Here is a 15,638-nt window from a genome sequence, read left to right on the forward strand (position 1 = left end):
ATGGTCTCCGGACAACAAATAAAATGATTACTTCGGGAGCAGAAATCCAAATGTAAAACTCGATTCTATGCCAGACAGCAATGACTTCAACAGATAGAAGGAAACAGAACGGGTATGGTCAAACCGGTAATCGATGGTACCTGTACGACGGGCCACCGGCAGTGACTTGTCCTTATTTTTAGGAATGATCACATGTTTCAGCATAAAGGATGGAAACTTTGCTATTTTTTTGGGCTGCCCCTTCAATTTGTCCAAAACCAGATTGTGATACTCCCCCACTACTTTTCCGGTTGCTTTTTCATCATTCAGGCTGAATTGAAACGACAGATTATTAAGCAGCCCGGACTCAACATGAAAATCCCCCAGGTTCTCCGCCGATGAATTTAAGCTGGTAACATCAAGGTTATTAATCGCCCCGGTGATATAATAATCCTTACCGGCATTAAACGGCAAATAAACAGCTGCGCTGATGGTGCCCGATCCCATAATAGACCCTGCTACATGCAGGTCCATATGATCAAGATCTGACGTATTGGGATGACTGATAAACGGAGACAGGGAAAGTTGGAATTTCTCCACTTTTAATGTCCCTGTCTGTAACCCATTTTTAGGAAACTCTTCATACGTCACGGTCGACTCAGACATCTTAAGGCGATGTACCCTGAAATGGACAGGCATACTTCTCAGAAACGCGACCGGTAAAGGTTTGTATTGTAACTCACGAGGCAATCTCCTGTCCCTGAAAACATAAACATTACTTTCTTTTATCCATATCTGCTCCGCTATCACCTTTTGCTGCAGACATTTACCAACATCCAGTCGGGTGATGGTGATACCTGCGATGGCAGCATCAACAACATCTACCTGGTGCCCCGCTTTTTGCCCCATCACCAGCTTGTCATACTGTGGGCTGATCTTCAGGGTGGTAGCCTGAAGCGTCCCTTTTCGGTCAATCGACAGCTTTTTTATTTCAATACGCTGATGCGTGCCGGCGACGGCAGCCTGAATATCCGCCAGGGAACAGGTGAACGTCCTGAAATGAATATCTTTATTAACAAAAAGACTGTCTGTCATCCGGACGTTTAGTTTGTCCGTCTCCATATCTCCCTTTAATTTTAACTGATCGCCGGTTGTTGCCTCGCCGGTAATGGAAGCATGGTCCACCTTCAACAAATCTGTCTGTATTGCTGAAATATTGTTCTTCAGGCTGGTAAAAAGAAGAGAACGGGACAGTACTTGCTTTACGCCGGTCTCTTCACTATAGACATCAACAACAGGATGTTCGACAGTTATTTTTTCAGCCACCAGTTTTTTATTAAACAATTGCCGGATGTCCGGTTTATGAAGGGTAATACCCGACACAGTAGCTGCTACATACAGCGGCTGGTTACCGGACCTTTTAAAAAATTCAGGTTTGTTATATTGTGGTATCAGTTGTATATCCTTTATCTGCGCCGTTTCCCCGGGGCCGTCCATCGTCAGCTGTTTTATCATTACCCTATGACAGGCATTCGGTATGGCATAATGAATATCTGACAGGCTGCCTGTAAGAGTGCCAAATTGAAAATTTTCCGCGGTGAAATTTTTATTTATATTACTGACACTTACCTCGTCTACACCGATATCGCCCTTTAACAACAACTGTCTTGACTGTCCGGCATGCTCCCACACCCGGATGTCCGTAAGGCTACAATGCCCCACTCTTATACTTTTGAAAGGCACCTTAGCAAACAGCCGCCCGGCGGCCGCATCTTTTCTCTTTAATAAGAATTCATCAAGATCCAATTCTACATTACTGAGTTTTACATTATTGACAGATAACGTCCGGCGAAACAACATCGTGAGAAAATTAACGCCACGCAGTTCCATCCTTAAAAAATGAAGGGAATGCTGATGTCCGCTACCATCTGGCATATAGTTTATGGCAACATCATTCAGCACCAATGACGAAGTGAGCAAATTGCTTTTAACGGAAGAAAAACGGATGTTTAATTCAGGTGAAAGATGCCGTAGTTTTTCACTGACATCACGCTGAACAATCAGGTTTAAAACGATGTTCAGGATGGCCAGTACAAAGAGAATTCCGATGCTGCCGTATATGAGCGTCCTCCATTTCCGGGGCATTTTGAATAATCTTAGCATAAGCCAAAATTACGCATTGTTTCTTACCTTACTACGGCTCAATTCGCATCCAGCTTATATACCAAATGTTCAATGTTCATCAGGGAATAGGCGCTGCTGCTAACCTGCGAATACAGTTTCATGGAAAACACCCACTCCCCGCCTCTTTCCACCGGGTTATTAATCCCCTTCCATGTTTGCACCACCTCGTTCAATGCGGCCGCAGTGTTGGCTGACAATGTCTGATTAGGATATAACCCAATCGGCAGGTAAGTCACCAGGCCTTCGTCCGCCTCTTCTGAAGGTGGCACCAGTTCAAAACCATACCGCAGCTCAAAAGTTACTTTCTGGCCAGACATGCCACTTCCAAATAAAGCGGTAAAGCATGCGTTCAACGCATCTGTAAGGGTGTTGCCCAGCCCGTTGATATAAACACGCTTGCTGAAGTTGTTTAGTGGTGTAATCACGCTGGGCGCAATGACGGTATCTGTCGTGAAGATAAAAGCGGAATTGGTGGACACATTGTCCAACAGGTTCTGGTTGCGCTGGACATTCATTTGCGTGCGGGCGTTCTGCACCATTGCCAGGTTAAGGTCAGTCCATACCAACTTAAACACCGGCCACGCTACGGGTGGTATCTCTATTTCCTGGGGCACCAGGTACGTGGTGGAGTTTTGCTGCGGCGTTTGCCTCTGCAACTGGATAAACAAACCAGTGGTCGGTATTTGCACGTGCACTTCCGGCCAGGTATTATTGGGACCGGGCGTTGCATCCAAACCGGTCAGCGTGAGCTCATTCAGGTCCTTATTAGCGCGGTATCCCACCCTGGCATTGAAAGAGTAGCTGGACCGGGACACCATCAGCTCCTGCGGGTGTGCATAAAAGTCTGAAGGTTTCAGCCGCACGGACCAATATTCCGCCACATTAGCGGCCAGCGTAGCGAAGGTGCGTACTGCATTGGCAACGCTGACAGGGTCATATGTACTGCTTTTATCCGTCAGTGCCTGCAACAGGCCCCATAACGGATCTGCCACATTCACATATTGCGCCAGCTCTGTAAACAGGTCTCTTGGCTGTGTAAGCAATGCCTTTGGCGTAGCGCCGGCGCCCAGGTTGAATTCTGTCTTTATCATCACATAATCCTGCTCTGCATGCTGGTGGGTATACACAAATTCATAGTTCCACAAGCCCAGCTTACTGGTATCCTGCGTTCCATCGGGATAACTTTGTACGACCTGCTGCACTACTATTTTAGGCAGCTCAGGGAAATTCCTCAATGGAATAGGCACATCCACTTTCCCGGGATCGGTGCCCTTCAGGGCGGCCGGTTTGGTAGTACTGGTCAGCAACGGCGTAAAGGTGAGCCAATCTGACGCATTGTAGTTTTGTGGTACGTTATTACTACTGATATTAAATTCAAGATTCGATATGTTGTACGCGAACGAGCCGGAGACATCTTTATGGAATGCCGGATTATCCAGCAGCAGCAGGAAATTGACATAAGATTTGTCTTTGGAGAGATCTGTTTTCGCTGCCATAATGGTTAGACCGGGAACCGGTCCGCCAGCGGCGGTTTTGATATCTGCCTGCCCGTACAGGTTGGCAGGCATAAGGCCCGGCCCCTTCTGCCATGCCGAATTCACCGTGGAGTCGTACTGCACCATTACTGCCGCTTCGTAGGTATTCGCGAGACTGATGCCCAACATTTGTTTCATAGTATCAACAGCACTGACAAGCGCTGGTTGTTTGCCCGGATCCGTAACGTCCAGCACGGTATTCAGACCTGCTGCTATCTTCGGAATCATAGCAGCCTTGGCGTTCATCACTGTTTTCAGCTGGTCCCGGATGGCTGCATTATTGTACACTGCCGTGGCATAAGGGCCTGACAGGAAGCGGTCCATATCTTCCAGGAACCTGCGTGCCCACAATTCTGTATCGATGCTTTGATACGATATGTCCTGCGGTGTGCCGAGTGTTCCATTAGTATTCAATGGCGCCACCTGTACAGGACGGGTAACGAGGTTGCTGTACAATGGCATCAGCGCAAAGAACCGCGGCTGTTTTTGTCCCTTGACGGTGGTAGCACCTTCGAGCGTAACGCTCTTAATGCCGTTGTCATCAAATTCCACCTGCCACAGGTCCTGCGCTACGCCGCTGACCTGGCCGGTGCCCAACCGCAGTTTATCCAGCGCTTTGGTCATATCGTCGATAAACTGATTATACGTAAGACTGCTTTTGGCGTCCTTGCTGTTTACCGGCGCCGGAAAATCTGATTCCGCCATTTCAACGGGACCTGTGCCATCCGGTGTTTCAAAGCCGGGATAGATAAGCGCCGCAGGCCGTAGCAACCGCACAGACACCTGCAACGGTCCAACGGGTACCGCATACGGTCCGCCCTGTCCGATGTTGACCGGGAATGTCACCTGTGCCGGCGGTAACAATGCAATGGCCTGCTGTTCAAACAACATGGCAGTTGGGTTGGCATTCACAATCTCATCAGCGCTCAATAGAACTTTCGCTTCAGCAAAGCGGGTGATAAGGCTGTTGAACGTATCATTACCGGCGGTAGTGACAGTAACGATCTTGCCTTCGGGATCTGTGGCTTTCAGTTCCACATTGGAGGCAATAAGGTGCTGTACCGCTGTATTGGCCAGTGCAAATGCGCCTGCGCTCACATTGTATATGCTTTGTATTGACTGCGGAGCGGTTGTCTGCGCCAATAACGCCGGCGGGCATACGAATAATCCACCCGGGGCCAGTTTGTCCGGCGTTCCGCCGATAGCGTTCACCAAATCGGCCAGTGTAGCGGAAGAGGCCTGTTGCTGCAGCGATTTCAGCACAGAAGCGAAGGATGGGTCAGTACCTGTGTTAACGGTGTAGTTAGTCCCTCCCACAGGTATCACCAGGTCGATGTTTGACATCAGCGTTCCCGGCATGTTCTCGTTCAGCGTAGCCAGCTGCTGGCCGGCGGCGCCAGAGGCGGCATTGAAGTTGAACCGTGCTGCTATGTCATTCAGGGTATCAGCGGATGCAATAGTATAAGGAACACGGAGCGAGATGGTGTCAGCAGGCCAGGACAATGTGCCCGGTACCACAAATTTGCTGGAAGCCGGCAGCGTAAATACGGCATTGGCTTTCAGCAACAACTCCATCGGGCATGCATACCTTTCGGCGAACTGCCTCAGCGTATCGGCAGAATCACCGGCGGTAATACCGGCGAAGTCTCCAAAATAAAGCAATGCTCCCGGATCAAACAGATCTTTGGTCGTCAGGTTCGCTGAAACCAGGTCTGCCAGTTTTACGCCACTATTATTGTCACTTAATGTGTTACCTTTTTGTGCCACATAGGTCAACACAGAAAGCGACTTGTCCGCAGCCAGTACGCCTTCCACATCTTTGTACTGATCGGCCAGCGCCGCTACTGTAATATTGACTCCTGCATTGGCAAACAGGATAATTACCTTATCGAAGCTGTTATTAACCGCATCCACTGTCACCACTACTTCGGTGTCGTCATCTACCTCAACGGCAAACTCAAACCCTTCCTGCAAAACAGGCAGCGCACTGTTCACAGTGGCCAGGTCGATAACCCTGGTGTAGTTGCCATCTGCCAGCACCTGCATGCTGTGTGTGGGAGCAGATGCTCCCGTATTGATCGTTTTGGCGGGGATAGTGAGCGCCGCGCCTATTTTCAGCAACAGCGTATCATTGTTCGTCAACAGCACGTCCGGAGCCGGGGCGGGCCAGCCCTTGGGCGGCAGCGCAGCCATATCAGTGATGGACAAATGCTCTACAAACGGATAATATGCCGGCACTACCGGTAAAGTGCTGCCAAACAGTTCTTCCGTCAATGTATCGGCATTGGCCATGGCCAGCTCTGCATAACGCACGCCGTATTTGGTGATGATATCGCCCGGTGTGGCGCAGTCTGTTGGCTTCGCAGCTGACAACATGCCCACGCTGCTGGTGACCGCGTATGCCCCTGCGGCAAACCGCCACAGCGGCCTGACATCTATCTGCGTGCCTTTATTGCCGTAGTGAGGGTCGGAAATAAAATGGAGTGATGATACCAGCCATGCATTTACACCCGGCTGCACCAGCTGATAGTACGACTGGCTGTATTTCTGTTGCTGTTGCACTATCTGGTCTTTGTTCACGTCCCCGCTCTGCGATGGCGACGGCATCAGCTCTGAAGGCCTGGGTGCCACAACAGCGGTGATCTGTGCATCATTGTTTACCTTCTGCACTGTAAAATACCTTGCCGTTGATGGCCAGTCACCAATGCCTATCATGTTATCAGTATACCCCACGTTTACAGGTGTTGTGCCTTGTCCGGGACCGTTGGCACCGGTCCTGTTGCCCAACACATCACCAAAGCCAAACACAAAATTGGCGGTGGGCAGCGATGCCTGTGTGCCAAATCCCTGGTAAGGATCGCCTTTCACCGGCGGCAGGCCGTTCACATCGGGCGCTGCCAATGGTGTACCGGGCTTTATGAACCTGGACACCGGCATCACCTGTGAGTACTGCCAATATGGTTTTTCCGGTTCATCCAACGCTAACCCTGCGGCCCTTGCCTTGCGGAAGGCCCGCGCTTTTTGCCAGGGTTCTGACGGATCACCATCCGAAGGGTCAGGTACCACAGGCATACCCGAAGGCGGCGCTTCAAACGGTGAACCGGCCTGCGATGCAACACCGAAGGTCATCAGGCTGTACATCGTCTTCAACAATGTCTCTTTATCATCCGCCGTGAGCGTATCAGGATTTTTTGTAAGAAATTCGAAGCCTACGTTGCCTGGTGGCACCAGTGCCTGTGTAACGGTTTCTGACGGGTCTGTGCTTCCATTGCTTTCTATGTAGATAGATAGTTGTGCGCTGTCCGCACCCGGACCTATCAAAGCACAGTTATTGAACGGCAGCAGGCTGCGGCCACCCGGTGCTACGTCCTGTTGTGTGCCTGCAATGACCAGCAACTGCAGCACGATATTTCCCTGCTGGTCGAAAGCGCTGCCAGGCAGCTTGATACCGGGACTGAAATAATAACCCGTTCCGCCTACCACGCTTCCCTCCCACAATAACACCAGGAAATCAGCCAGTAACGACATCGAAGCAAAGTAGCCGGGGTCAGGCACAGCACCTTTCGGCGCGTCCATCAGCAGCGACGGCGGCATGGAGATGGTGGATAAATTTGTTTTTACCAGGAAAGCCCTGGCTGGATCGTTGGCCAGTACTGTCAAACCAGCCGTATTGGTAGCGTCCGGAGCGGGAGACAGTAGCAGGTAGGCGGCGGTTTTATCGCCCGGCGCCTGCGAGTGCAGCCAGCTGCTGATCAGCAGCAGTTCATCTCTCTTATCGGTATCCACACCAATTAAACTGAACTGGGTGGCTTCATCATCCAGCCGCTTTATTTTAAATGGAATGATAGCGCCAAACGTACTGTTGTCCATTTGAACAGCATCGCTCCCCGCGGGAGAACCCTGCCGGGTAGCCAGTATTTCATACGGTGTGGCCACGCGCGCCAGTGCTTTATCGATCAGGTCCGGCGGAAGCATCCACAGGCCAGGATTGCCGGTCACATTTTGTTGGCCCTGCACCTGCGGAATGGGCAACGCCATGGGTGACTGCAACTCAATACGATGTTCGAGCCCGTACGTTCGCGGCACCGTCCCTTTTATCTTCATGACCGATGGCGCAGTAAGCGCAGGCGGCACTGCCACAATGGAAAGTCCCGTTGCCGGCGATGCGTCCAGGATCTGCTGATTGGTATAACTGTAGCTAAGCGTAGTGGTAGTGGCAGTCAGCAATACCATGCCGACTTTGAAGGTATCTTCATTCAGGCCGGGATTGTAGATGAGCAGGTTGGGATAAGTTTGTTCCAGTTGCGCCAGCGTCTGCCCTGGTTGTACTGTGATGGCATTGAACAGTTCAATCCACGGCTGTTCTGATGAAAGTGCCAGGGAGAGCGCTGTGTCCGCAGGTTGGTCCTTGTTGACCGCTACGCTGAACTGCTGACCGGTAAGGTCATACAATGGTAACGACGTTGCCGGGTTGGCCACCACATGCCCGCCGTCTTCTTTGAGGCCCGGCAGCCGCAGCCCCGACATGAGCATGCGTGACGACTGGTTAACGATACTGGCAAAGCTGTCACCGTTTAACACCGCTTTGATCAACACATCAATATCCTGCGCAGGCAGGTGTTTTACCAGTAGTATTGTGTCTTTGGCAAACAGTCCGGGCACGCCTTTGAGCCTGGTGGCAGCATCTGTTACCGGCAGACCGTAGGTAGTATTTAGCACGTTAAAGTTCAATGTGCCGGCATCAAACACCGCAGTCTTCGCATTGGGCACAGTCACAGCAGCCACCGGCGCCAGTATATTGGCCGGACCGATCCAGACGGCCACGTTTGTCCAGTCATAGGTCCATACCCCTGTGGAGGGAGACAAGGGATTGGTGTTGGTCCAGCTTGCGTCTATGATCAGTTGCCGGGTAAGTGATTCGATGGTGGAACCCGGCTCTGTTATCAGTCCCTGTTGTGCCGGAATATTCCAGCTTTGCGCGCCGGCGGCTGTTACAGCGTCCCTGAAAGTTGGCCACTGTGGAACACCGGGCGGTGTTGTAGTGCCAAAATCCTGTTGAAATGCCAATGCAAACCCGATGCGTTCCAGCGTATCACCTGCTATAGTCGTATAGGCGTTAGTGTTACCCGTTTCTTTGTAGGCAATGTGATAGGCGTTCGGCACTGACAGGGAATGGCCGGGCGGCAGTTCTACGGAGGCGGGAACAGGCTGACTGGGGAACAGTGAGTCCAGTAATGTTTTGTTCAGCTCCGCGATGGCCTGCGCGTACCAGTTGGCCATTTCAGGCAGCGGCGTGTTTATCAGTACGGCAAGGTCAGTATAACGTACAAAGAATGCTCCCGCTGTGCGCAGCTGCACGAAATCGGCCGGCGCCCTGGTAAACAGGCGTTGCGGCAGGTCGAAGGCGGCGCCGGCCTTCAGGATATTGTTGCCTGATGACAGGTCGGGGAATGCGGGATTGTGATAACCGAGCATATCGGCTGCTGATGCCAGCTGGAACAACGTCGCGATGCTGTTTAACGTTTCACCTGTAGCCGCCTGGTGTACCAGTGTGCCCAGCATACACTGATTAATGTTGAAGGGTTTGTCTGCATTGTCCAGCCCCAGTATCTCAGGTGCTACGCCCAGTATAACGCTGATGCTTGTTCCCACAGGATTGCTGCTCAGCGTGGCAGGCAGCGCAGGATTGAGGAACAGCAGCTCTTCCGGTGTGGCGCCGAGGTGCTCCGCCACATTTTCAACCGTATCTCCTGAGCAGATGATGTATATAACCGTTGCCGTCGGCAATGCCGCCGCCACCTGTTCCAGGTCCTGCACCACGCCTTGTATCTCCTGTACTGTGACGGTGGTATTATCAAGATGCTTCTGCATTTCCTGCACGCCGTTCTGTATCAGCATCAGGCAGAAATCGCGGAACATAAAACTGCTGAATGATTCGTAGGCAGCAGGATCATCATCCGAAGGCTTTCCGCCGGCTTCATTCCCCACCGGGAAGTAGGCGCCCAGTAGTTTTGAGATCTCCCACTCATACCATGGGCCGATTTTATTTTTTGTGTTAAAATCGATGTTACCTCCTTGTGGTGAAGTCCAGCTAAGGAATGGTGGAATCGGTAACACCATCGCCGATTTTTCATCGGGACGGGGATCGGTATCACCACTGATCCACAAATTAATATTGGTGCTGAAGAAGGTGGCCAGGTCGGTGATGGAAAGCCCGGTTGCCATCGTGTCCGGCATGTCCAGCTGTTCCAGTAACAGTTGTATTTGTCCGGCAGTGATGTTATTGCCTTCCCCGGCATCGCGTGGCAATGCGTTGACAGTATATAACAATAAGCCCTGCGTTAAAATATCGGCGGCCAGCAGGCTGGTGTCGTTATCGGTGGCAGTCATGGCGCTGTGTGCAGCGCTGCGTATGGCACATGCCGCCGCGTCCGTGGCAGTGGGCGACATCCCGGTATCGGCAAACAATACAAAAGCGCTTCTGTAAACAGGATTGGGATTGTCAGGAATGGTGTCATTCCAGTTCACCGGCACATCAGCCACGGTAAACGCCGGCAGCAGCGTCAGGTGTGCTTTCCGTGGGGAATCGGTAAACACTTTGTTATCAGGTTTCCAGTGCAGCACATAACCGCTGCTGACATCACCCGTAATAACACCTGCTGCCCGCATCCGTCTCAGGGCGGTATCATGTGTATTGCGCAGGGCTTTCAACCGGCGGTACCTGTTGTTGCTAAAACAGAAATTTTGTTTGGAGCGGTATGCCACCGGTGTGTGCCCTTGCGCTGCCAACGTGGATTTTGAGCTGCCGTTGTTATTGCTGAGTATCCAGGGCGTTGGCTGCGCAGAGCCTATTACAAACTGTATCTCCAGTTTTACACTGAAGGAGAAATGAATTCTGATGAATAATATTTTGATGGATGCCTTTGCACTTACCGCGGCTGCCAGTGTAAGCACCATAGGCTGGTAGCTCTCATAGATAATGCTGATTTGCACGTAGGCTTCCAGCGTCACGGAAACCTTTACCACGGCAAAATCCACCGAGCCATATATTTTACCGTAGAGGGCGGCCACACCCTGGCATTTGAAATACGTCACGGAGGCGGAGCCGTTGCTGCTGGGGTTGAACCAGGCCAGCACGCCCTGGAATATTACCTGCAGCTCTACATAGGCGCCGCCGGAAAGTATGCCTGCACGTATTTCACGCCCTACGCCTGCGGCAATGCCGATGCCAAGTTCTATCACCGGTGAAAACGTACCATTGGAAATACGTGGCACCTGCGTAGAGGTGTCACCGTTAAGCAGCCCGAAATAAAAGCCGCCCCGCCCAATGAAGATATAGGCCTGCAGGCTGAAAGAGCGGGCAAAGTTCCGGTTGTAGGGAAAGCCCAGGTCTATTTTGAAATTGCCATTGGTATAAATCTCTATGACTACGATTCCCAGTGTGATCGTTACCACTCCCAGTTGAATAGTACGGAACATATCAGGCACCTGGAATTCTATACGGAACATGCCTATTTCGTCCGTAATTTTTTTATAGAGTATTTCGAACTTCAGCCCTGCCAGCGCTCCTGCCCGTTCGCCTCCCAGTGCAATGGAAAGGCCGTACAACCTTGGGTCATTGAAAATAAATCCCAGGTCTATCGTGTTCATGAGCGTCATGTCCAGACCAATGAGCCATTGGCTTTCTGTTGAATATTGCATGGTGGCGGGCATGGGACTGCCGTCACTGGGTGGCGGCGTCATGTCTTTCCGCAGTTTGGCAATGCTCTCCGCGACAGTGTTGGGCGTATCCCCGATGAAAGTAACACGCTGGCCCAGGCCCAGGTAACGCAGGTCTATCAGGTGCTGGCCCTGTCCGGGAACAGCGGGCGGCGGATCGTTCACCACGTCCCAACTCAATGGATTATCATTCGTATAGCGCTGGCCCATGAAGCTGCCGGTCAGAATCATGTCGACTTTTCCCTGACCGCTTTGCCTGCTGTAACGTACGCCGATAGAGTCCAGTTGCGCTATGACCAGGTCCACTTTGGCATTAAACACAAACTCTACAATGTTGTCTTTGGGATCGATGGTCAGCACGAAGCGGGACAGGTCTATTTGTTTCAGCACGTCCCAGGGAGAGTCCAGCCTGAATCCGATAGTAGGTGCAGCGAGGTTTACGAGGTATTCCAGGATATCGCCGAGCGTTACACCGCCCAGCTGTAGTGACACTACCTGGTGGCGGTTATTTTGTTCACCGCGCCAGGACGTGGTGGCTTGCAGCCATATGTTATCAAATTCTACTTTAAAGAGATAGGTAGCTTCCGGTACACCGAAGGTGAGGGCCGCAGACAGCCTGATCTTGTTCACGCTGAACATACCGCTGATCTTGCCTGTGGCTTTGTCGGCGGTGGCAGGTTTCTCCATGTCAATGCTGGCGGAAGCGTTTATTTTCAGCTGCGTATCAAAAATCGTAGGTTCCCAGCGGGCGGAAATAGTGGCGCCGAACGTATAGGAAGGTTTCACTATCTGGATGCCGTCTTTTTTGGAGCCGGTGACAAAAGTGGCATACAACCGGTCGACCAGGATATCCGGTATCCAGTCGGGTTTCGTATGTCCTTCCCCGTAGATGAACCGCTGCACCAGGTCTACGAGATCAATGGAAGTGCCTTCGTATAATTTGCCGCTGAGCGTCCATCCCTGCGGCGTTTCAGGGTCCTGTACGGGATACTCCGCAGAAATCAGGAATCGTGGCAGGTTGTAATTGCCTGGTGGTCCCTGCTTCAGATAAAATGTACCGCTGAGGCTACCGGATATTTTCCCGTTATTCAGCGCGATATCAAATTCCATCCCTTCCACCAATATGGTAGCTATATAAAGATTGATCTCCCAACCCTGCACCGCATCAGGATGTGCGGGGTCGCCGAAGAGAATACCTGCGGTAGCGAAATAGTTTTGACCTATTGGGTCGGCCGAAAATTTCAGTTTGGTCACGTTCATCGTTTGCAGGCCGGTAGAGGGGCCGGAGCTGCCAAAGAAATAAGCAAATGCGCTGCCGATGGGGATGTAACTGTCTTTTGCCAACGTGCCGCTAATAATCAAATCAGGCAGCGACACTTTAAGGTCGAAGGACACCGTTTGATCGTTCAGCACCAACAATTCTCTCCGGCTATTGGGATTATCCGGGGAAGGAGGAATGACGACGACGGTGGAGCCTTTTGATCCAAAGTTCATGGTGCCGAATACACTGCCGGTCACCACGTGCGTTTTCACATAATCACCGGTGTCGGTAAGCACTTCAGACCAGGTCCACACCCAATGCGTCCCGACCTTGTTAACAGTCACAAACGGCACGGGCGGGTCCCAGGTCTTATCTGACTGTATGGTCATCCCGAACGCATTCAGCGAAAATATCGGGAACTGGTCCGTGCCGCTGTTCAGCAGGTCCATATCTATTTCCGCCACATAGAAATCACTCAGCACCGGAAAGTTCATCGGAAGGGGCAGATCAACACCAAAAATACCAATCAGTTCTGCAAGTCCCTGTACCAGTGAGGCGGTTTCTTTTTTAAACAGCACGACGAAATTCCACAGGTCGTTGGTGGAAAGAATGATTGTCTGAATACGCCCCTGTATTTTACCGATAGCAAAATCACCATACAGATATACTGTAGAAAAGGCGGTGATACCAGGCTGCGGCTGTGAGAGCGGGGCAATGACGAAGTTAAGACCGGGGTTTATGAGTGCGATGGGCTGAGGCCCCTGTACGCCCGGTTCACTGCCAGCATCTATTACGGTGGCGCTGCCGGTGGCATTGATGTTCATCAGCGGATAGGTGCGGTCAGCGTCCGGCATGGTAACGGTCCCGGTTATACGGAGTGGCCACGGTCCTATCATGGGCGTTTTGTCTAACAGGTGTTTTTTATCCGGCTGATTCTCATCAGGCAGTAACAGAAAGCCGGTAAGTGACAGGGAAGTGGCTCCGCTGGCGCCTGAAAATTCCGCCGCGCCCACCTTCATGCCTGTCAGAATCGAATCGTACCAGGTAACGCCTTCCGCAATGGCTGGTACCTGCATATAGGTGAGTGGCAGTGGCGTGAAAAAATCAGAAAATACCCAATCTGTTTTCACTGCCAGCATTAGCGAAAAAACGTTGCCTTCCTGCATGTAGCGCATTGTAGCAGTAACAGGGTAGACGGCACTGCCGGTAAAAGAACCGCTACCGCTTAACAGCACGCTGGTACCGCTGGGCGACATGGTGAGCGCTACATTGGTAAGCATGTAGCTTGACCGGATACCAAACAACTCCATGACGGGCACCAATCCTGTGAGATCGGTAGAACTGTTGGCGGTTGTCCACAGGTCAAGGGAACTATTGTGGATAGCGTCATTAAGGGCGTTATATACACTGGTAGCGCTCATAGTCTATTACTGTTTAATAGAATTGTTGCAGGCGTTGAAATTGTTTTGGGGAGGATGCCGGCTGCCTGGCGGGGATGTTTTTTGACCTGACGGTTACCGGTGATGGCTTGCTGTCTTTCCCTGCTATTTCATTTCCATCTTTATCAAATTCCCACACAGCTCTTCTTCCCAGAGGACCACCGGGTTGAATAGCCAATCCCACGGCGCCGCTTGTAAATATTGTAAGCGGCAGGCTGAGATCAGCATAACCACCTACAAGACATTCGCCGTCCGAAAGCCCGTCCCATTGCCAGCAGGCATGTGGGTTAATGACTTCCGGGGCCTTGGTGGTTTTATTAGTTTTCACGCCATCCGAGGCCTCACATTTATCATTACCCAGGTTATAAGAATAGACCAGCCATGGATTAGTATATCTGGTGGTGAAGGTACAGGTGGTAGAATCAAAAGACCATACCGAATCACGTGTCACGAAGTCTCCGCTTGTCTTGCCCGTTTTTTTCTTTTTTGTAGGAGGGGGAGTATTGTTCTTTATCTCGATATCTATATCTACATAGGCGTTCAACCGGTGCGTATTTTGTTGTTTGAGCCTCGCGTCGCGAAGGAATGGCTTTGTCAGCGTAGGCAGAAAGGCGTTCATCAGCATCAAAGACGGATGCCTGTGCTTTTCAAAAGCGCTGGCCGTGAGTATTCTCGAGTTCATGAGCTTGGCAAATGTGTTCACCACCTTCACTGCGGCGTCGCTGGGATCTTTCGTGCGGGGCACCGCATAAGCTGTTGCCCTGCTGCCATGGTGCGGCAACGTGGTCATTTCATTTTTTTTAAAGACCGTTGTCCCTTTAAAAAGCTGATTGGTCACCGACATGGTCACATTGGTGGCATCTCCGCAAATAACGTACGATACGCCGGCATAATATAAGCCGCAGATGATCGACACCCGGTTTTTTTCCTCAGCCTTTGATCCCCAAAGATCTTCATCATTTGAATCCCAATCGGGATCATTTGATAGTACATTGGCAACAACGGAATATATCTTAACAGCTTTGTCACTGCTTTCCCATAGCGGCCGACCTGCAAACTTGCCGTTCTTTTTGTCATAATTGGTTTTATAGCTGCCCGGGCTGATAATATCCTTTTTCGTGCAATAACCGTTTGTCTGAAGGTCATCGAGGATATTAACATGGGATTTCTCATATTGATCGTAGTCACCGCCATACACTACTTTTTTCACAACAGGCTTTTTGGTGGCGGGGATCAAATCCAGTACATCCTGGGTCAGGCTGATGTGGTCTTTATCGCTGTGCGAAAAAATAATGCAATCAAACGCAGGCTTGGCCATCGATGCCACCCTGGTGGCAATATATTCCAGGTTAGTAGGCGTGTCATCGCTTTTTTTGTCGCTCCCACAGTCCATCATGACGGTCTGAATCAATTTAGGGGTCTTACTATCGTCATACACTTCCAGGAAAGTGCATTGTCCCTGGCCAACGTCCACTACGGTGAGTACTATAAATCCAGTTGCCATAAATTGTATGGTTTTGA

The 15,638-nt window shown here is 51.1% G+C and carries 3 protein-coding genes; all 3 read right to left on the reverse strand.

All coding sequences use genetic code 11. The annotated features are described in order from the left end of the window. Window positions 1–27: 27 nt before the first annotated feature. Genes HGH92_RS03920 through HGH92_RS03930 form a run of 3 tightly spaced genes read right to left on the reverse strand, consistent with a single transcriptional unit; the run spans window position 28 to window position 15,621 of the window. On the reverse strand, window positions 28–2,142 hold the full coding sequence (locus tag HGH92_RS03920; protein ID WP_168869444.1) for a DUF748 domain-containing protein: 2,115 nt from the start codon (window positions 2,140–2,142) through the stop codon (window positions 28–30). Between the two features lie 38 nt (window positions 2,143–2,180). Next, complete coding sequence (locus HGH92_RS03925) at window positions 2,181–14,099, reverse strand: hypothetical protein (protein ID WP_168869445.1); 11,919 nt, start codon at window positions 14,097–14,099, stop codon at window positions 2,181–2,183. 13 nt (window positions 14,100–14,112) lie between these two features. Continuing rightward, window positions 14,113–15,621, reverse strand: a complete 1,509-nt coding sequence (locus HGH92_RS03930; RefSeq protein WP_168869446.1) for a hypothetical protein — start codon at window positions 15,619–15,621, stop codon at window positions 14,113–14,115. Window positions 15,622–15,638 lie beyond the last annotated feature (17 nt).

This window comes from Chitinophaga varians (genome assembly GCF_012641275.1).
GTDB lineage: Bacteria > Bacteroidota > Bacteroidia > Chitinophagales > Chitinophagaceae > Chitinophaga > Chitinophaga varians_A.